The sequence below is a fragment of the Pseudomonas sp. S2_H10 genome (assembly GCF_054668285.1).
Genome location: NZ_CP162754.1, coordinates 6169740 through 6189749 on the forward strand (window position 1 = coordinate 6169740; position 20010 = coordinate 6189749).

The 20010-nt window shown below is 62.0% G+C and carries 13 protein-coding genes; all 13 read right to left on the bottom strand.

What is annotated here, in order from left to right:
• Positions 1-492: 492 nt before the first annotated feature.
• Positions 493-1590 (bottom strand): type VI secretion system protein TssA, encoded by a 1098-nt coding sequence (gene tssA / locus AB4O16_RS27990; protein WP_460156384.1) that lies wholly within the window; start codon positions 1588-1590, stop codon positions 493-495.
• A 93-nt stretch (positions 1591-1683) separates the two neighbouring features.
• Complete coding sequence (locus AB4O16_RS27995; protein ID WP_160389460.1) at positions 1684-2202, bottom strand: Hcp family type VI secretion system effector; 519 nt, start codon at positions 2200-2202, stop codon at positions 1684-1686.
• A gap of 163 nt (positions 2203-2365) precedes the next feature.
• The gene (gene tssM / locus AB4O16_RS28000; RefSeq protein ID WP_460156385.1) at positions 2366-4840 is read right to left on the bottom strand and encodes a type VI secretion system membrane subunit TssM; all 2475 of its coding nucleotides are present in this window, start codon (positions 4838-4840) and stop codon (positions 2366-2368) included.
• Entirely contained in the window at positions 4837-5763 is a 927-nt protein-coding gene (gene tagF, locus AB4O16_RS28005) for a type VI secretion system-associated protein TagF (RefSeq protein WP_460156386.1), read from the bottom strand. The genes tssM and tagF overlap by 4 nt, the downstream gene beginning before the upstream one ends.
• A gap of 31 nt (positions 5764-5794) precedes the next feature.
• Positions 5795-9667: a type VI secretion protein IcmF/TssM N-terminal domain-containing protein gene (locus AB4O16_RS28010; RefSeq protein ID WP_460156387.1), complete on the bottom strand. Its 3873-nt coding sequence runs from the start codon at positions 9665-9667 to the stop codon at positions 5795-5797.
• Between the two features lie 30 nt (positions 9668-9697).
• Positions 9698-10411, bottom strand: a complete 714-nt coding sequence (icmH, locus tag AB4O16_RS28015) for a type IVB secretion system protein IcmH/DotU (RefSeq protein WP_460156388.1) — start codon at positions 10409-10411, stop codon at positions 9698-9700.
• Entirely contained in the window at positions 10408-11751 is a 1344-nt protein-coding gene (gene tssK, locus AB4O16_RS28020) for a type VI secretion system baseplate subunit TssK (RefSeq protein WP_460156389.1), read from the bottom strand. Before tssK ends, icmH begins: the two co-directional genes overlap by 4 nt.
• Positions 11748-12503, bottom strand: coding sequence for a type VI secretion system lipoprotein TssJ (gene tssJ, locus AB4O16_RS28025; protein WP_460156390.1), 756 nt, complete (start codon positions 12501-12503; stop codon positions 11748-11750). Before tssJ ends, tssK begins: the two co-directional genes overlap by 4 nt.
• Before the next feature lie 23 nt (positions 12504-12526).
• Entirely contained in the window at positions 12527-15130 is a 2604-nt protein-coding gene (tssH, locus tag AB4O16_RS28030; RefSeq protein ID WP_460156391.1) for a type VI secretion system ATPase TssH, read from the bottom strand.
• A complete protein-coding gene (tssG, locus tag AB4O16_RS28035) occupies positions 15127-16197 on the bottom strand; it encodes a type VI secretion system baseplate subunit TssG (RefSeq protein WP_460156392.1) in 1071 nt (356 codons plus the stop codon). Before tssG ends, tssH begins: the two co-directional genes overlap by 4 nt.
• Complete coding sequence (tssF, locus tag AB4O16_RS28040; protein ID WP_460156393.1) at positions 16161-17993, bottom strand: type VI secretion system baseplate subunit TssF; 1833 nt, start codon at positions 17991-17993, stop codon at positions 16161-16163. Before tssF ends, tssG begins: the two co-directional genes overlap by 37 nt.
• Positions 17993-18475: a type VI secretion system baseplate subunit TssE gene (tssE, locus tag AB4O16_RS28045; protein ID WP_460156394.1), complete on the bottom strand. Its 483-nt coding sequence runs from the start codon at positions 18473-18475 to the stop codon at positions 17993-17995. Before tssE ends, tssF begins: the two co-directional genes overlap by 1 nt.
• Positions 18476-18500: 25 nt before the next feature.
• Positions 18501-20003, bottom strand: coding sequence for a type VI secretion system contractile sheath large subunit (tssC, locus tag AB4O16_RS28050; protein ID WP_150715159.1), 1503 nt, complete (start codon positions 20001-20003; stop codon positions 18501-18503).
• Between the last annotated feature and the right edge of the window lie 7 nt (positions 20004-20010).

Below are 20010 nucleotides of genomic sequence, written 5' to 3' on the forward strand. Positions count from 1 at the left end.
GTCATAGGAACCCGGCAGGCCGAAGCCTCCCATGCACAGCCGCCACAAAGCAGCCAGCACAAAAAAACGCCCTGAGGCGTTCTGGGTCTATGAAGAAACCGGGCTACCACACCCGTTCGCTGAATTGGCAGCGACGGGACGAAGGTTAGCGAGATGGGTTTTGAAGTGCAACTCGATTACTCAAAGAGTTGCTTCACGAGCACTTGCTGGTCGCCCGGGGAGGACTATGTAGTGCTCTTCTGTGCGAGCCTGCTCGCGATGGTCGTCAACGATAACGTGTGTGAACTGGATAAACGCGCTGCACTTGAGTCCATCGCCGGCAAGCCGGCTCCTACAGTTTCCCGGTAATCCGTGATGAACCTTTTTTTGGGGGGGGGCCGCTTCGCGCCCCAGCGGGACGGTGCGGCGATCCGACAAGCTCCCTCGCCACAGGTTATCTATTGATCTTTCAAGGTGGGCTAGAAGGAAGGGGATGGCGTTACCTGATGGCCATCAGGACTTCGCGTCCTTCGTCCCCAGCACATCACGAATGTTGTCCACCACATTGCTGTCCTTGATCACATCATTCAGCCAACCCTCGAGCGGCATGTTGCCCCATTTGATCGCGCGTTCGATCAGGTAGGGCACGGGGCTCTGGGGTTCGGTCTGCTTGAAGAATTGCGCGATGCCCGCCAGCAGGGTGAACGCCTCGTCGCGGGTTTGCGGGGTGGTGCGCAGTGGTGTGACGGGAGTGTCTTGCCGGGTCTGGGTCATTGCCGCACCTGCAGGTTGTGCGCCGGCGCTTTCGGCGACGGTCGGGGTGGGGGCGACAGGGGCCGGGTGCAGTTCGATGCCGCGGTCCTTGAGCAGTTTCTCGGCCAGTTGGCCGGCGCGGGACAACACGTCATGGAGCCCGGCGAAGCTTGGCGCGTCATGACCGAACAGCCTGTCGGCGGTGCTTTGCAGTTGTTGGCACGCATTGAGACTGGCGGCTATTTCGCCGGCCTTGAGGCGCAGGTGATCGGAGTCGGTCAGCACCACCGAACGCTGGAACACCTCGGCGTTGATCTTGCCTTCGTCGAGGGCGGCGCGCATGGCCTGGGGGTTCTGCAAACCAAGGTTTTCGACGTGCCGGGATTCGTCGTAACGCAGCAGGCCGTACTGCTGGCCCTGGGTGATGGGCAGTCCGCCCACGACATCCGCCAGGGTCGTTTTCATCCACGCCAGACGGGCAGCGCGTTCATCGACCCCATCCTCGAGGGAAGGGAAGAGGCCGGCCCAGAAATTGTCCAGCAGGCGTTCGGCCAGGGTCAGGCCGAAGGTGATGCCGGTGAAATGGTACTTGTGCGCCAGGGCTTCGCTGAGCCAGGCGACGAGCATCAGGTCCTTGCTCTGTCGAGCCAGGCCCTGGGCTGCCAGGGTGAGGGTCAGATCCCAGTCGGAGGACTTCAGATCGGTTTGCCAGTCACCCTGGGTCAAATAATCGGGGTCTGCTCGCCGGGCTTCTTTCACCTGATCGAACAAGGTGGAAAAGCTCAGGTCTTCGCCGCTCCCCTCATTGATGGGCGCGGTCAGTTCGGCCAGCGAAAGGTCGTTGAGAAATTCAGACATGGGAAACTCTGATCAGACTAAAGAACACCGCGCCCGCCGGGCAGGCACGGTGCCGAAAACGAGCCGCGTGCGCGGCCCGTCATTACCACGGTGTTATGCGAAAACCTTGTTCGCGGTGCGATCCCAACCACCGGTGACGTTACCGCCGCCCTGGCCATCGGCACGGCTCTGCTGGGTGTAGGTGGTCTTGATGCGAGCGAAGTTGAAGCTGATTTCTTCGATCGGCAGATCGCCTACGGCCTTGTCTTCACCGCTCTGGTTGCCGCCAGCGAGCGCTTTCACGGACGACACCACGACTTCTTCCAGGTTGATGGTCAGGTAGGTCACCTTGTCGCCACCGGCGCGGTTCACGTTCAACTGGATCTTGGAGATGTGCTTGCCATTGCAGCAGTGTTCGAACAGCTTGGCCGAAGCCTTGTCCACGGCTTTGCGGATCTTGAAGTCGCTCAACGCAACACGCTCCGACGAAGCGCCGCCCGAAGAGCTGGCCGTCGCGGAAGTCGCTTGGGTTGCGCCGTACTCGTAGCCCAGCACTTCGATCCAATCCTTGTGTTTGTCGTCCAGAACTTCACCTGGAATGCCGTCGATCTGGATGTATGCGTCAAATGCCATTTCTATATTCTCCTTACCTTCATTTAAAGGGATGTCACCTGCGAGCAGGTCACAGCCCTTCGTTTTAACCTCTTTGAATCGATCAACAGAGGTGTCTTATGCCAGCCCGGGCCTCTCGTCGAGATGACCCGGATGCCGGTATTTCTTCACAGGGCGCGCAGGCTCAGTTGAGTGCGCGCACTTCGATTTCTACCCGCCGGTTAGGTTCCAGGCAGTGGATCAACTGGGCCCTGGGTTGCTGCATGTCGCACTTGACCAAGGGCTTGTTGCTGCCTTCGCCGACGGCTTCCACCAGCTCGCCGGGTACGCCTTTGCCCACCAGGTAGGTCTTGATGGTTTGCGCCCGCTGTTTGGAAACCTGCAGGTTGCCCTGCGGGTCGCCGAGTTGGTCGGCGTGCCCGGCGATGATGATCTTGCCGATGTTGGGGGTGCTGAGCAGCTTGCCGGCGATCGCACTGAGCTGGCTTTGACCTTCAGTCTTGAGGCTCTGGAAGTCCGCACGGGCGAAAGCGAACAAGGTGTCCGACTCCAGCGTGATGGTTTCGATCGAGCGCAACGATTGGGTCAGCAGGCTGTTGATGTAGTTGCGCGAGCTGGAGATCAGGAACGCGTTGTCGAGGATCCGTGGCACGTCTGGCTGGTGGATCTGATCGCTGTAGAAATTGATCTGGCGGCTGGCGAACTCAAAGTCCGAGGCGGCGACACTGGCGTTGCCGACCTGGCGGGCAATCGCCGGGTACCAGTAATCCGGGATTTTCGCTTTCAGGAACGCAGGGTCGGCCTTTTCCCGCTGGGCACGCGAGAGCATGACGTAGGTGTCCAGCGTCGCCTTGCCGAAAGCGGCGATGGACTGCGCCCGGTTGTCGTTCGGCAGGGCCTTGGGTTCGACGCTGTCCACGCCGGTCACTGGCATCAGTTCCTTGGCATTGCGCTGATAGACCTTGAGGGTGGTCAGCAAATACAACGAGCGGGTCAGGTTGTCGGCGGTGGGCTTGAGCATCACGCTTTCCAGGCGCTCGAAATAGCGGCTGCGCACCAGTGGCTCCACCTTGTGGCCCTGATAGAGCCCCAGGCGCATGCGCAACGGCACACCCTGGTCGTGGTGATGCGCATAGTAATCGGCAGTCCAGAAGCGCAGGCGGTCCAGGGTTTGCCAAGCGGTGTACTGGCCGGTGGCGGCGCGGTCATCGGCGGCCGCTTGGGTCAACTCTGTCGACAGACTCTGCAAGGTGTTTTTGTTGTTCGCATACGACCAGCCCAACAGGCTGCACAGCACCACGGCGACCAGTCCGGCACCGCCGATCCAGGCCGCCCGACGGCGACGCTCGCGGTGGTTGGTGGTGTACAGCGCCACCAGGTGCTGGTCGGGAATGATGACCTTGCGGAACAGACTGTTGATGAACAACGGGCGCGGTTGCGCGTTGCCGTTGGCGATCTCCCGATCGCCTTCCAGGGAGAAGCGCTCTGTCACCTGGCGCGCGTGGCCACCCAGTTCCGGCTGGTCGGCATCGAGGGCGCTGGTGAAATAGAAGCCGCGCAGCAGTTCGGCACTTTGATAGGGATTGGCGCGCAACAGGGCATCGACGAACAGTTGCAGCCGTGGCTTGAGCGCCGCCAGTTCCAGCGGGAACCGATACACCGCCGAATCCTGCCGGGTGATCTGGATGTCTTGCGAGACCAGCTGCTGGCTCGCCACCTGTTGCCAGTAGCTGACCAGCTCGTCCATCGCAACGCCAAAGCGCTGCGCCCAGTTGGCCTGTTCATAGCCTTTGTGGGAGAAGGTCTTGCCCATCACTTCGCCACGGGCGGTTTCGTCCAGTTGACGATAGAAGGGTGCGAAACCCGGCACCAGGTCGCACTTGGTGAACACCAGGTACACCGGCAGGCGCACTTCCAGCAGGGCATGGGTTTCCTGGATGCGTTCGCGCAGGCGCTTGGCGATGCGCTCCTGATCGTCGAGCGAGGTTTGCAGGATGTCGTGGATGCTGACGGTGACGATCAGGCCGTTGAGTGGCCGGCGCTGGCGATGCTGGCGCAGCAGTTGCAGGAATGCGCGCCATTTGCCGGCCTCTTCCTGGTTGTTCATGTAGCGCCCGGCGGTATCCAGCAGGACCGCTTCAGAGCTGAAGAACCAGTCACAGTTGCGCGTGCCACCCAGACCTGCGACCCGCACACCCTCGCGCTCGGCATAGGGGAAATTGAGGCCCGACTGGTAGAGCATGGTGCTCTTGCCCGCCGCCGGCTGCCCGACCACCAGGTACCAGGGCAGGGCGTACAGCGCATCCTTGGGGTTGCTGCCCCGGGGCTTGTTGCTGTGCAGGCGTTCGATGCTCTGCAACAGGCGCTCGCGCAACAGGCTGACTTCCTCGCGGTCTGCCGGGCTCGCGTTCAACACGGCCTGGTCGGCATCGTCGCGCAGCAGCCCTTCGAGGTTGTGATGCCGGGACACGCCCCGATAAAGCAGCAGCACGTAGCCGGCGGACAGCACCAGGAACACCCCGATGCCGGTCAGCAGGCTGTTGAGCGAACTGAAGTCGAACGCGCGTCCGATGCCCCACACCACGAAGATCGTGAGGAAAAAGCACACCCCGAGAATGTAGGGCTGATAGCGCAAGAAGTAATACTTGATCTTGTTCATACGGACTTCGAATCCAGGGCATCGACAAAACGGTCGATAACGTCACCCAGCGGGCGGTCGATTTCGGGAAAGGCGTGGTTGCGGTGGTGCTCGTCGAAGGCATCGAAGGACGCCAGCACGTCATAGCTCTGCGAGCGCTCATGGATGCCGGTCAGCAGGCGATAGGCAGCGCTGGTATTGCGTGAGGCAAAGCAGATCAGCCGGGGACGCATGAAGTCGTCCGCCAGCAGGCTGATCTGCGGCACGGCGCGCTCCGGGGTCATGTGTGTCAGCCAGGTGACCCACAAGTCTGCGGTCGGGTTTTTCAAGCCTCTTTCCGCCGGCAAGGGCAGGGCGATGCCGATCGGCGTTGCGTGATCCAGATGCCTCTTGAGTGCCTGAAGGCGCGTCAGTACGGCATTGGTGACGAACTCCGGGTAGGTGCCCTGGAGCGCGCAAGCGATATCGCGCAGGTTGAAGTTCACCAGGAACTTGTCATGCACGCGCCGGAACAACTCGAAGTCCTGTCCTTGCAGCGGGCGCAGGGCCTTGATGCGTTCGAACAGCACCGAAGTGCTTTCACCCTGGACGGCCATGTGCAGCAACGGCCGGATCTGCCCGCTGAACAGTTCGCCGAGGGTGAACGGATTGACCAGAGGCTCGGCTTCGCTGGCCTTGAGGGTCTGGAAAATGAAGAACGGATAGCGCCGGCCACTCGAGTCCCTCGAGCTGATCAGCCCGCCCAGCAACCAGTTGCCGCTGCGTGCGCGGTAGCTGAAAAAACACAGCGGCAACCCGTCGAACAGCTCGCGCCAGTCTTCGCGATGCTGCAGAGCGGCGAGCGCCCCCTGCAGCCAGCTGTCGAACTCGCAGACGTCGTCGCCCGCACCTTGCAGGCTGACGAAGTCCGGGCTCGCGGGCACCTTGCCGAAGCAGCCGATCATTGGCCGGTTTCCCGGTTCAAGTTGCAACGGCTCACAACGCTTGACCTTCTTTGGCGTTGAGCGCGCTCAATGCCTTGACGTTGGCCAGGTCGGTCAACTTGACGCCGCCGTAGTTGCGCACGGCGAGGCTGACCGGGCCGCTGCCGGTGTTCCAGCTGAAGCGTTGCTGGATGCCGTCCAGATCGCTGACCCGTGCGCTGTCGTTCATGCGCAGCAGGCCCCAGCGGCCCGGGTAGTCGAACACCGTGATGCGCTCGCCGGTCAGGGTCACCACATCCAGGCGGGCGCCCGGCGTGGTGGTCGTGCCGGGCCACGAGAAGCGGCTCCAGCTGGTCTTGCCGTTACGGTAGTGCTGCTCCTGGCCATCGAGGGTGAAGATGATGTCGGTGAGGTTGGCGGAGGGCTCGAGCATGATCTCGAAGCCGTTGTCGCGGTCCGACAGGCTGGCGATCACCTGGCCCAACGAGCTGGCCTTGTCGATGCTGTTGACCATGTTCGGGTTGACCAGCGGCGTTGCCTTGCTATTGCTGCTCATCCCCAGGCCTTCGCCACCGGACAGGTTGCCGATTTCGTTGCGCTTGAAGTTCGGCAGCAAGCCGGATTTCGGGTCGACGAAACGCTGCAGATCCTTGACCGAGGCTTCATTGCGGCTGCCCGGTGCAATCGGGTAACGGTGCGCCATGACCTGCTCCCAGGGCTTGGCGATCTGCTGCGCCCAGGCCTTGGCAATCTGCTGGCCGGCCGGGTCGCGCAGGGTTTCCCAGGCAAACTGGATCGGCAGGCTGAACAGGCCCTGCAACGAAGTGGACAGGCCGCCCTGGCTGGTGTCGACCGTGGTCTCGACATAGTTGCGCACGCTGGTCACTTCGCTTGGCAGACCTTCGAGGGTTTCGCTGATCAACTGCTTGCTGCTTTTACCCACGTCCTGGGAGCGCTGGATGTTGTTCATCCGCACCTTGAGCTTGCGCAAGGCCGCGAGGTAGCGGTCCATGATCGTGCTGTCGGCGCCTTCGGCGTTCTGCACCGCAAACACTCGCGATACCGGTTCGAAGCGCTTGGCCAGGCTGCCGTCGTCGACTGCCGGCAAAGGCGAAATCAGCGCGCCTGGCGAGGTGTTCTTGCCGTCGAAGATCCCGGTCACGCTGCTCCAGAATCCGTCATCGGGCTTGATGCCCGTCGGCAGGGTTTCGCGCGGGGCCGGGACGTCCCATTGGGTGTTGTCGTTGACCGTCGCCAGGAGGATTTTCACCGGCGAGTTCTGCACGTCGCTGAGCAGCGACAACTGCTGGGTCGCATTGGCCATGTCGGTGAAATGACGAACGCCGACGCTGTCGATGAAGGTGTACCAGGCCTGGGTGTAGTCGCGCTTGTAGCGCGTCATGAACTCACGGATGAAGTTGGCTTTCTGCACGATGCTGTCGCCGCCTTCACCATCGAGCACCCAGTCCGATTCGTTTTGCAGGTTGCCCGACACCAGCTTGATCAGCTCGGGCTTGACGAACTGTTCCCAGCCCTGGCGGGTGAAAATCGCCGGGACCGCCTCGCTGCCGTACAGCAATTGGCGGCCGGGCATCGGCACCAGGTCGCTCAAGCCGACGGCCGGGAACTGACGGCTGGATTCCAGTTGCAGACGCAGGTATTCACGGTCCACCAGCGAGCTGGAAATCATGAACGACTTGAGGCTGTTGCGGGTTTCGCTGATGAGTTGCTCGTTGCGCGACAAGGTCGGTGCCTGGCCATTCTTGAGCAACTGCACGTACACCGGCGAGTTGTCCTCGATGACCGTGCTGCTGACAGGATTGTCGGCACTGGCGGAATTGGCCCAGGCCACCGGCAGTGCAGCGCCGACGAACTCCGGGTCCGGATGGGTGCCCGGTTGCGTGAGCATCAGGTAGAGCTTGAGGGCGTTGTAGGACTCGATGATGGACGCGACCTGGCGCTCATCCAGTCGCCCGAGCATTTCTTCGGACAACGACAGCCCGCCGGTGGTCGCCGACAGGTCCGCGGCATCGCTCGCCGTGGCCGGGTTGCGCAGTGCGGCCAATGCGTCGCTGCGGGCCTTGGTGGCTGTTCCCTTGGCTGCACCGGTCAGGCGACTGGCGACATCACCGCTACTGCGCGGCAAGCTGTTCAAGCGGGTTGGCAGTTTCAGGCCCTGTGCACGGGCCTTGGCTGATTCGGCCCTGGGCGGCGCAGGCGCAAAGTTGTTCTGCGCATCCATGGTCTTGGCGAACTCATTGAAGGCACGCATCTGCAATTGCAGTTGCAGGGTGACGGGCTCCAGCGCCTGGGTGCGCAGTTGCTGCAAGTAGGCGGTCTGCGCGACGCGGTAGATGTCGTCACCACGATAGAGGCCGGCACCGAGCTGCAGCGGTACGCCTTTGGCACGGTGCTTCTCGATGGCCGAGAGTTGCTCGCGCAGCAGCTCCAGGCCCTGGCCCGAGGCGAGCAGCCCGGCACGGTCCGGGGATTGCTGCAGCTCGCTCAGTTGCTCGCGCAATGTGGCCAGCCACTGACGGTTGTTCTGGAACGACAGGGCTTGCCAGCCAATGAACGCAACACCGGCCAGCACCGCCAGGCCCAGCAGGGCAGGGCTGGCGGATTTGTTCTTGCCGAACCGCGACTGATAAAGGGTCAGGTCACGGTCCGGGAAGATCACCCGGCGGAACGTATCGGTGATGAAGTAGCTGCGGTCGCTGATTTTCCTGCCGCTGCTTGGTTCCGGTTGCTCATGCTCCGGTTGCAATGCGAACGACTCGGCCAGATCGTCTTCATATACCTGGCTCAGTTGCTGGTCGGTCTGCAAAGCGCTGGTGAAATACAGCCCGCGCAGCAACAGTGGCGCACCGCTGCGACCGGTCTCGGCGAAGTGCTGGAGGAACTGCTCCAGCACGCCCGACAGCTCGGCGAAATAGTTCGGGAAATTCAGCAGCGCGCTGTTGGCATCGGCGCCCAGCGCAATCATCTGCGCGTCGACGTGACGACGGATATGGCTGTGCAGGTTGGCCAGCTTGGCATCCAGCACCGGGCGCAGGCCCTGGTTGCGGATCTCGGACAAACCGAAGGTCATGCCCAGCGGTTGCTGGCGCTCGTTCAGGTCCAGGCCTTCGAACGCCTGGCTGAAGCCCGGCAGTTGATCGGTCTTGCTCAACATCAGGTAGATCGGTGGGTTGGCGTCCAGGCAATCGTTGTATTCCTCGATGCGCGACACCAGTTGCGCGGCCAGTTCGTTGCGCTCTGCCGCGCTGCACGCCAGCAGTTCGGGCAGGCTCACCACCAACACCAGTCCGTTGACCGCAGCCTTGCTGCGCTGCTTTTTCAGCATGCGCAGGAAGGCGGCGAACTCGCTGGCCGACGGGTCGTCACGCAGGTAGCGGCCGGCCGTATCGATCATCACGGCCTCGGGGCTGAAATACCAATCGCAATGCTGGGTACCGCTTTGTGTGTCGTTGGCGCTGCTGGCAATGCTGGCGGACAGGCCGGAGCGGGTCAGCAACGAGGTCTTGCCCGCTGCCGACATGCCGATCACCAGATACCACGGCAAATCGTAAAGTGCCGACGAACCGCCGCCACCGGCCGAGCGGTCGGCGCGCAGCATGGCGATGGCGTGCTTGAGGCGTTCGCGCAGCACTTGCTGATCGCGGAATTCACCGGCGGATTTGAGTGAACGATCGACTTCGATCTGCACCAGGTTTTCGAGGTTGTGCTCGGCGCGGATACGTTTGTACTGACGCAGCACAATGATCAGCAGGTAGAAGGCGCTGACGATCGCCATCGCCTCCGGCGCATAACCGCGCAGCCAACTCACGTGCGGCGCAACGAACCAGCAGACGGCCAGGCTCGCCAGCCACAGCGCGGGGACGAGGAACCAAAAACTCTTCAACGAACGCAATAATGTCTTCATGTCTTCCTGACTCGATTACCTGACCTGTTTTCAGGCACTGAACAGCTGGCTGATTTGTTCGGACAACGCGGCTACGTCTTTGCCCAGCAGCCAGTCCAGCGTCAGGTAGACACCCGCGCAGACCAGCGCAATCAGCGCCAGGTAGAGCCACAGGGGAACTTCATGGCGCAGCATCTGCGAAACCTGGTCGGGCAACGCCCAGTCAGGCGAGAGGGCCTTGGGCGTCTTGCGAAAACGCGCGATGTCCTGGCCCAGGGTATTGGCCAGGTAACGCAGCTGATCCTTTTGCCCGAGGCTGAACTTGCCTTCGAAACCCAGGGCCAGGCACAGGTGGTAAACCTCGAGCACATCGAGGTTCTGTTTGACGTCGCCGCGCAGTGCATCGATTTTCTCGAAGAAGCCTTCGCCGGCCAGGTGCACGCCGAAATAGCGGAACTGCAACGGCTGCAATTCAAAGTGCCGACGCAATTCGTTGTCCCCGGAGCGCAACACGCTTTCATCGAGGAAGGCACACAGGGCGTACTGGGTGTCTTTCACCTGCTCGACGCTGTAGTTGGCGCCGCGGGCATCGCGCTCCAGTGCCTTGAAGAAGGTGTCGACGCTCGCCTCGAAGGCGCTGACCGATGTCACCTGGCGGCCCTTGCGCACGATCAGCGCCATGCTGATGAAATCCTGCACCAGGTCTTTGAGCGTCGGTTTTTCACGGGCGGCGGCAACGGCGCCTTGCATTACGGCTTCGGTCATTTGAGTACCGCCATCAGTTCAAGCTTGAGGTTGGTGAACGCGCTGGGCGCATAGAAGGAGATGGCCTGGGCACTCATCATTCGCTCATAGACCCGGCCATGGGGTTCGATGGAGAAGTAGTGATTGTCCAGTCGCACCGGAATCGCATTGGGCATGCGCGTCGAATGATTGAGGGTCACGCCTGGCATGGCGCTGTTGACCACCACCTCGATGTCTTCCGGCGAGCCGACCTTGAACGCCCGTGGCACCAGTTCCAGCAGGCTTGCGCCCGGCATGTCGGCGTGCACGGAGATGTAGAAGTCGGCCTCGGCCAGCCGTGGGTCGTGCAGTTGCCCTTGCCAGTACGAAGGCTTGGTCTGGGTCAGGTTGATCACCACGCACTGGTTCGGCACCACGTTGTCGAGCAGCACGCGAATCATTTCGTCGAGCTTGACCAGCGAGACCGCCGGGTCGTGGTGGTCGTACTCGGGGATGTCGTTGAGCTGGGTGTCCAGCGAGAACGTCAGCAAGCCGCCGGCGAGTTCGGCCAGGAACAGATACAAACGCTCCGGGTGCAAACGCGGGTGCGCAAGCAAGTGCGCCAGGGCCGGGTAGGCACGGTTCACCGTGTTCAACAGCCAGAACAGGGTCACGTCGCTGGAGCCGAACTCGGCGATCTGGTCGGCGCGTTCACGACGACGGCCCGAGAGGGCCTTGCTCTTGGATTGCAAGGCACCGAGCAGACGCTTGCCCAGGCCGATCAGGGTGTCGTGGGTGCCCAGGTGCAGCGTCGGGTGCACGAAATGCCCGTCGAGGTTGAAACCGCCGATGTTGTTGCGCGACAGCCGGGCAATCGGGCACCAGGTGTAGCCATCGAGGTTGTCGCCGTCGATCAGCATCACCACGTTCAGGCGCAGGCTGGTGATTTCGTTTTCCAGATCGCCCTCGTTGAGGTCCGGCAAGGTATCGAACTGCTTGCGAAAGCGCCGCCCGGTCTTCTGCTCCTGACCGTCCTCGACGTAGTTCAGGCCGAAAGGCTCAGGCAGCTTCAGCGCGGCGTAGACCTTCAGGTCGTTACCCTTGAGCAAATCCTTCAAGTCACGGGCTGCGGGCAACGGATCGTGCTGCGGCGCGTCGAACAGGCTGCCGTCGGGAAACACCAGTTTCAGCCGCTTGAGTTGCAGGGAGCCGGTGGCGAGGGCTTCCTCGTCCACTTCCAGCAACTGCACGCCCCAGTGAAAAGGCGTGTTGCGCAGGGTCGCCTGCGCCAGTTGATGCTGATGGAACTCATCCTGATACTGGAAATGTTGTGGCAAAAGGAACATGCCTTCGGACCACATCACCCGGCTTTGCTTACTCATTGAGCGCTTTCCAATATTGAATTCAATTTCGAGTCCACGGCTTTTTGCGCGGAGCCGGCAGCCTTGTCCTGGGCTTTTTCAATCACCGCGTCCTGAACCCGTTGGGTCAGCGTTGGCTGGGCCGGTTGGTCGGGCAGGGCGGAGGCCTTGGCGAGCTGCTCTTCGGTCTTGGGTTTGTTCAGCACGTCGACGCCGCTGACGGCGCTGACCGTGTTGTTGTCCACCAGCACGCGCAGACCATCGGAAGAAAACCAGATGCCGTCCTTGCGCAGCGAGTTGGCATCAAACGCGACCTTCCAGCGGCTGTTCTCGTCGTTGCGGAAAAAAGCCGCGACGCCGACATAACCTGCGGCCTTGTTCAGCGGCCACTTGTCGACCTGGCCCATACCCGGCAACAAGGTGATTTCGCGGTTCTCGATCAGGGTGTTGCCGAGGGCTTTTTGCGGGTCGTCCCACAGCGAGTCGGCATCCACCGAGGCAAAGCGCTCCAGCGATGTCAGCTGGTAAACGCGCAGCACCACCGAAAGCGGCGTGCCGGACGCGTCGGGATTGAGCTGATTGCCGCCGTCGGAGGTCAGGATGACTTTTTCGTTGTCGTCGAACAGCATGTCGCCGGCCCACGTATCGTCGACCCGTTTGCCGACCCGGTCGGTGACGCCACAGGCGCTCAGTACCGCGATCATCGCCACCGCCGTCAGGCCTTTGGCCAACGCCATCTTTTCGGGACGCTTCCCTGAATATCTCTTGTCCATGACCACTACCTGTAAATGCCCGATCAGTTCAGGCGATAGGCGAAATCGCCGTCGCTGCCCAACTCGATGTTCAAACTCTGAATCGGTTTGTCCTGCGCCATGCGCTCCAGGACCCGCTGGGCCAGTTCCGGCATCAGCGTCCTGGACAAAATGTTGTCGATGTTGCGCGCGCCGCTGTCGACTTCCGTGCAGCGCGAGGCGATGGCCTTGACCAGCGCCTCGTCATAGCTCAGGACGGCTTGATGATTGCGCTCGAAGCGCTGGCGAATGCGCGCCAGCTTGAGCGCGACGATGCGCTCGAGGATCGCGTCCTTGACCGGGTAGTAGGGAACGATGCTCAGGCGGCCGAGGAAGGCCGGCTTGAACACCTGGTTCAACTCGTCACGCAGCCCTTCGACGATGTCTTGCGGTGTCGGTTGCTGCTCGGTGTTCAGGCACCACTGCATGATGCGGTCGGTGCCGGTGTTGGACGTGAGGATGATCACGGTATTGCGGAAGTTGATCTCGCGACCTTCGCCGTCGTCCAGCACGCCTTTGTCGAACACCTGGAAAAACAGTTCGAGCACGTCCGGGTGGGCTTTTTCCACTTCATCGAGCAGCACCACGCTGTACGGCTTGCGTCGCACCGCCTCGGTCAGCACGCCGCCCTCGCCATAACCGACGTAACCCGGTGGCGAACCCTTGAGGCTGGAGACGGTATGGGCTTCCTGGTACTCGGACATGTTGATGGTGATGACGTTACGCTCGCCGCCGTACAGGGTGTCGGCCAGCGCCAGTGCGGTTTCGGTCTTGCCGACGCCGCTCGGGCCGAGCAACAGGAACACGCCGATCGGCTTGTTCGGGTCTTCCATGCGGGCGCGGGAAATCTTGATGCGCTTGCCGATTTCGCGCAGTGCGTGGTCCTGGCCGAGCACCCGCTCGCCCAGCAATGCCGGCAGACGCTGCACGGTTTCGATTTCGTCGCGCAGCATCTTGCCGAGCGGAATGCCGGTCCAGCCGGAAATCACTTCGCCGATGGTGCCGCCATCCACCAGGGCATGCACCAGCGGTTGTTCACCCTGGACGCTGGCCAGTTCGGCGCGCACCGCGGCAATTTCGCCTGCATCGGGTGATTGATTGTCCGGGTGGCTGAGGGCGCCGAGTTTTTCCACCAGTTGCAGCTCGCGTTGCCACTGTTGTTCGAGGGCATCGCGGGTCTGCTGTTCGCTGAGCAGTTCGGTATTGAGGGTGGTCAGGCGTCGGGCATGGTCGCTGCCTTTGGCGGCTTCCTGTTGCAGTACCGAGATTTCCGCCTGCAGGTTGTCGATCTGGCGCTTGCTGTCTTCCAGCGGCCCCGGCTGCGCCGATTGCCCGAGGGCGACCCGGGCGCACGCGGTGTCCAGCACGCTCACCGCCTTGTCCGGCAACTGGCGGCCGGTGATGTAGCGATTGGACAAGCGCACGGCCTGCACCAGCGCTTCGTCCATCACCGTGACCTTGTGATGCTCCTGCATCTTGGCCAGCAGGCCGCGCAGCATGTGGATTGCCTTGTCTTCGTCCGGTTCTTCAACCTTCACCACCTGGAAGCGGCGGGCGAGGGCGGCATCTTTCTCGAAGTACTTCTTGTACTCGGCCCAGGTGGTCGCGGCGATGGTGCGCAGTTCGCCGCGAGCCAGGGCTGGCTTGAGCAGGTTGGCGGCATCGTTCTGCCCGGCCTGGCCACCGGAGCCGATCAGGGTGTGCGCTTCGTCGATGAACAGGATGATCGGGTGCAGGCTGCGCTTGGTTTCTTCAATGACTGATTTGAGGCGGTTTTCGAACTCGCCTTTCACCCCGGCACCGGCCTGCAACAAGCCCAAGTCGAGGGTGTGGATGGCGACGCCCTTGAGCACCGACGGCACGTCACCTTGAACGATGCGCAAGGCCAGGCCTTCGACCACGGCGGTTTTGCCGACGCCGGCTTCACCGGTCAGGATCGGGTTGTTCTGGCGGCGGCGGGTGAGGATGTCGACCATCTGCCGCACCTCGAACTCGCGGCCGAGCACCGGATCGATCCGGCCTTCGCGAGCGCTTTGCGTGAGGTTGATGGTGTATTGGTCGAGGGCCGGGGTCTTGCCGTTGCTTTTGATCGGGCTGGTGCTGGCGACGCCTGAAGTGCCAAGCGGTTTGGCCTGGGCCGATTCGGCGCTGCCTTCAACCAGAGCGTTGAGGTTCAGGCGCAAATCGTCGGCGTTGATCTTCTCCAGCTCCGCCGCACCGGCGATCACCACCCGGCGCAGTTCGTCGTCATCGAGCAAGGCCTGCAACAGATGGCCGGTGCGGATCTGCGCCTGGCCGAACTCGATGGACGCCAGCACCCAGGCCTGCTCGATCATGCGGGTCAGGTGCGGGGACAGCGCCGGGGTGCGTGTATTGCCTTTCTTGAAGGTCCCCAGTGCCGTCACCAACTGGGCCTGCAAGCGTTCAGGCACCACGTCGTAATGACGCAGGATGGCCGGCAGGTCGTTGTCGTGGCTGTCGAGTAACTGCAACAGCAGATGCTCGATCTCGACATCGTAGTGGTGTTCCGACAGGCACAGCGCCGCGGCGCTTTCGGTGGCGGTACGGCTGGTGTCGTTCAGCTTGGCGAACAGGGACTTCAGGTTCACAGGGAGACCCCATCAAAAGGAATGTGGAAGAGGGCGCAGCGAGAAGGTTCAACGTCGACGCCTGGTCGCTTGAGCCAGCCGAGCCGGCCTAGGGAAACGTTGCCCTGACGACCGAGGCGGGCGACGGGGACGGCTTGGGGTTTGAGCTTGGGTGCCAACTGGAAATCGAGTTCCGCGCCGACATAAAAACGCACCAGCTCAACCAGCTTCTGGTAGTCGACGCTGCCTGGCTGCAAGCGTTGATAGTCGGCCAGCTCCAGCGGTGCCGTTTCGATGCGCACGCACGACTGGTAGTCCCAGACCCGGTTGCCGGCTACGGCGCTTTGCCCGAGCACGGCATTCTTGCGGCCCAGTTGCGTACATTGGCTGGCATCGAGCTTCAGCCAGCGACCGGCAAACGGCTTGACCTTGAACGGCAGGGAAAAATAGAAGCTGAGCAGCACTTCCAGGTTCAACGCATTGCGTGGCTTCTGGGCGAACAGGCCGGAGAAGTAGCTGAACAATTCACGGCGCAGGGGCGAGCCTTGTTTGTCGAATTTCTGCTTCTGCGCCTCGGGGCCGAACCCCACCAGGTTGAGCAGGTAGCGGTCGAAGTCCGAGCTGCCGTTGCGTTCGTACTCGATGTAGAACTTGTACTTTTGCCAGGCCTCGTAGAACAGCGTGGTCATGCGATGCGAAAAGATGTCGAGGAACGCATGGGCCGCGTCATCCCGGTACTGGATGTGCCGCTCGATCAACAGCTCGGTGTACGGGCGCGGCAGCACACCCGACGGCCCGACCAGGCCCATGAAGGTGACTTGCACTTCAGACAGCGGCAGGCCGGCCACGGACACCTTGCCTTCGCGCTCGAACTGCAGGTCGCTGACTTCACTGGCCGGGAAGTTCAGCGACAGCTGCGAGCGAAAACGCAAAGGGTCTTCGTGCGGTCGGGTTTCCAGGTCCATGCGCCCGGTTCTGCTGTAATGCAGGCGAAGCAGGCGCACCAATTGGAAAAACTCGAATCGGTGCGGCTCAGCCCGTGCCTGGTCGATCAGACCAGGGGTTGATCGCCGGTTCGCGGTGGCCATTGGACGACTCTCTTTTCGCGCTGCAAGCTGCGAAGGGTTAATTGGGTAAAGCTGTTCATCGAGCAGTACTGACCAAAGAAGTGATCGAGCACCATGCCGAACAGAAACACACCGCTGCCGGTGTATTGGCTTTCATCGAAATTGAGGGTGATGCCGACGCCGCGCACGAAGTTCGGCCGCGGGTGGCCGATGCGTGCGACGACCGGCTCGCTGCTGACCGACACGATGCCGTTGATCTGTTTGCGGATCGCCGACACGTTGCGGTAGTTGTAGAGCGACAACAGCTCCAGCAGCACCTCGCGGCCACGGGACACCAGCGACATGTGGTTGAGCGACAGGTGCGAGATCAGCCGCCAGATCACGCCATTGCCCAGCGGCACCCGCGCGGTGGCGGTGGGCTTGCGCAGGCAGCGGATGTCCTTGATCACCGAGTTGCCGGGGATGTTGAAATCGCCGCGTTCGCCGCCGAAAGGCAGCATCAGGGGCAGGTCGCGGTTGCTGCAGGTCAGGCGGATGCTCAATGTATCGTTGTTGGCCTCCATCAACCCCAGCTCACGATCCACCACCCGGATGAACACGTTCGAGCCGTCGCGCTGGCCGCTGTGCACCGCACGGCGCCGGGCAATCCAGAAGCTTTGCCCCGGGCCCTGATCGCCACGGGGTTCGAAAAACGGATGGCAGGTGCCGACCTGATCGATACCGCCGACCTTGCGCACACGCCGCACGCGATCGATGGACACCACTTCGGCCGAGCTTTGCAGGCGCACATCCGGCGTCACCGCGTACTCGTGCTGGGCGTGGGTCAGCTTGATCGGCTCGGCCTGCTGGCGGAACAGGTTGATGATCGGCGTGCAATTGAGCTTGAAGTTATTGCGCCCGATGTTCTGCGTCAGGCGCGCCAGGCGATCGCTCAGGTCGTAGTCGGAGAAGTAGAAATTGATTTCGACTTTCTCGACGTCCTTGCCCGCCAGAATCCGCGCAAAGCCCGACAGGTCGAAGAACATGAACTTGTCGGGGAAGGTGAAGTACTCGTGCAGCAAGCGGTAGCCGAGGAACGAGCGCTCCGAGTAATCCACCAGGCCTTCGTCGAGCGCGTAACCGACGGCTTTCAACGCGTTGGCCGGCAAGGCGACCTCGCGGCTACGACCCTGGTCTTCGAAGGTCAGCGTGGCCTTGGCGAGGTTGTTGAACAGCAGTTCGTACAGCTGCAGCATCAAGGTGCTTTCGCCGTCGAGGAAGAACCGCAGGCGGTCGAGTTCCAGCTTGCCGAACAGCACGTCGGAGGTCGCCACCAGGCCGATGCGCAAGCGCGCGACCAGGTCGGCGCTGTGGCCGTTGAACGCTGAGCGCTCCATCTCGATGAACGACGCCTGTTGCACCGCCACCGGCCACAGTTCGACCGGGTAGCAGGTGCGGAATTTACACACCACGCCATCGATCGGGTTGGCGCTGAGTTCGGTATGCCGGGGTACGCGGAAGGCTTCGGTGACTTTTTCCTGCTTGCCCAGGTTGAACTCGACGATCGACATCGACGGGGTAGGGCGCAGGTAGTGCGGGTACAGCACCTCGAGAAACGACTCGACGATTTCCGGCAGCTCGTCGTCGAGTTTTTTGTGCACCCGCGCCGACAGGAACGAGAACGCTTCGATCAAGCGCTCGGTATGCGGGTCTTCGCAGTTATCGCCCTCGATGAGCAACCGCGAAGCGATTTTCGGGTACTGGCTCGCGAACTCCTGGCCCAAAAAGCGCAGGTGCGACAGTTCCTTTTCGTAGTAGGGCAGCAGATCGTCGAGCATCAGTTGAGGTTCTGCACTTTGTATTCCTGGGTGTTGACCTGCAGCACCGCGTCGAAGGACACCTGACGGGTGACGTCTTGCAGGCGCAGGACCGCGTCCACGCGAAAGGTCAGCATGCGTTGGCCGGTCTGTTGGGCGAGCAGTTGCACCTTGACGCTGCGAAAGCGCCGGTCGCCGACCGAGATCGCTTTCTCCAGTTGCCGCTGGATCAGCAGGCGATCCTTGGGATCAAGCACGCTGCGACTGGTGAAGTCCGGCATGCCGTAGTCGAGGATGCTGCCGCTGAGGTTGACGAAACCCTCCAGCTCGTTGGCGACCAGGGACTGGCGGGTGTTGACCAGGATCTCCAGGTCGCGAACGATGCTGGCCTTGTAATCGGCCAGCGAACACAAGCGTTGCGATGACGCTTCGCTGGACTGATGCGGACGATCGTCCAGCAATCGGTCCAGCAGTGATGGCAACAGCTTGTGTTGACTGGTCATGGTGCCTCCCTGGCAACGTGGTCGATCAGCCGCGGGTCGATTGCGGCAATTCGGCGACCAGGCGCAACGAAGCGGTCAGCTCGTCCAGTTGGTAGTGCGGGCGCAGGTAAGTCACGGCCTTGTACACCCCAGGCTTGCCCGGCACCTCGAACACCTCGGCGCGGGCTTCGCGCAGCGGGAACTTGGCCTTGGCTTCCTGGCTGGCGGTGTCGTCCAGCAACACATAGCTCGACAGCCATTTGTTGAGGAACATTTCGACGTCCTTGCGCGAGGCGAAGCTGCCGATCTTGTCGCGCATGATCGCCTTCATGTAGTGGGCGATGCGCGAGGTGGCGAAGATGTACTGCAACTGCGCGGAAAGCCGGGCGTTGGCGTTGGCGATGTCGGTGTTGTACTGCTTCTGCTTCTGCGTCGACTGGGTGCCGAAGAACGCGGCGTAGTCGGTGCCCTTGCAGTGCACCAGCGGAATGAAACCGAGGTCCGACAGCTCTTTTTCACGGCGGTCGGTGATGGCGATCTCGGTCGGGCACTTGAGGGCGATTTCACCGTCATCGGTCTTGAACGTGTGGGTCGGCAGGCCTTCTACCAAGCCGCCACCCTCGACTCCACGGATCGCCACGCACCAGCCGTAGCGGGAAAACGCATCGGTGACCCGGGTGCCCAGCGCGTAGGCGGCGTTCATCCACAGGTACTTGTTGTGGTCACGGCCATCGACGCTTTCGACGAAGTTGAACTCCTCCACCGGCGTGGTATCCGGGCCATAAGGCAGGCGACCGAGCACGTGGGGCAGGGTCAGGCCGACATAACGCGAGTCTTCGCTGGCGCGGAACGACTTCCACTTGGCGTATTCGACGGTGTCGAAAATCTTCGCCAGATCCCGCGGGCCGGACATGTCGGTGAACGAATCCCAGCCGAACAGCTCGGGCGAGGCCGCCGAGATGAACGGTGCGTGGGCCGCCGCGGCAACGTGGGAAATCTCTTCGAGCAGGTACATGTCTTCCGGGCTGCGGTTGAACTCGTAGTCACCCAGCAGCATGCCGAATGGTGCACCACCGAAGGTGCCGTATTCTTCTTCGTAGATCTTCTTGAACAGCGCGCTCTGGTCGAATTCGGAAGCGGCCTTGAGATCGCGCACCAGGTCCTTCTTCGAGGCGTTGAGCAAGTGGATCTTCAGCGTGGTGCTGGTCTCGGTCTGGTCGACCTGATACTTCAGGCCGCGCCACGAGGACTCCAGCTGCTGGAACTCACTGGCGTGCATGATCTCGTTCATCTGCTCGGAGAGCATCGCGTCGATCTCGGCGATGCGCGCATCGAGCACGGCGATCAGGTCCTTGCTCGGCGTCATTTCGCCTTCCAGGATCTGGTTGACCAATTCACCGATCAGGTCGCGGGTGCGGGTGCGCTCGGTCTCGGAGCGGGCCACGCGGCTTTCGGAAATGATGCTGTCGAGCAACGAGGATTGCGCGGTGAAGCTGTCCACTTCCACCAGCGTGCTGTCCTGTTGAGTCACGGTTTGCTTGTCGTTCATCGTCAGG

Bases quoted from the DNA above. Each gene is read 5' to 3' on its own strand.
- tssK (WP_460156389.1), bottom strand. From the start codon at position 11,751: ATGAGTAAGCAAAGCCGGGTGATGTGGTCCGAAGGCATGTTCCTTTTG.
- AB4O16_RS28010 (WP_460156387.1), bottom strand. From the start codon at position 9,667: ATGAAGACATTATTGCGTTCGTTGAAGAGTTTTTGGTTCCTCGTCCCC.
- tssE (WP_460156394.1), bottom strand. From the start codon at position 18,475: ATGACCAGTCAACACAAGCTGTTGCCATCACTGCTGGACCGATTGCTG.
- AB4O16_RS27995 (WP_160389460.1), bottom strand. From the start codon at position 2,202: ATGGCATTTGACGCATACATCCAGATCGACGGCATTCCAGGTGAAGTT.
- tssG (WP_460156392.1), bottom strand. From the start codon at position 16,197: ATGGCCACCGCGAACCGGCGATCAACCCCTGGTCTGATCGACCAGGCA.
- tssF (WP_460156393.1), bottom strand. From the start codon at position 17,993: ATGCTCGACGATCTGCTGCCCTACTACGAAAAGGAACTGTCGCACCTG.
- tssM (WP_460156385.1), bottom strand. From the start codon at position 4,840: ATGAACAAGATCAAGTATTACTTCTTGCGCTATCAGCCCTACATTCTC.
- tagF (WP_460156386.1), bottom strand. From the start codon at position 5,763: ATGATCGGCTGCTTCGGCAAGGTGCCCGCGAGCCCGGACTTCGTCAGC.
- tssC (WP_150715159.1), bottom strand. From the start codon at position 20,003: ATGAACGACAAGCAAACCGTGACTCAACAGGACAGCACGCTGGTGGAA.
- tssJ (WP_460156390.1), bottom strand. From the start codon at position 12,503: ATGGACAAGAGATATTCAGGGAAGCGTCCCGAAAAGATGGCGTTGGCC.
- tssA (WP_460156384.1), bottom strand. From the start codon at position 1,590: ATGTCTGAATTTCTCAACGACCTTTCGCTGGCCGAACTGACCGCGCCC.
- icmH (WP_460156388.1), bottom strand. From the start codon at position 10,411: ATGACCGAAGCCGTAATGCAAGGCGCCGTTGCCGCCGCCCGTGAAAAA.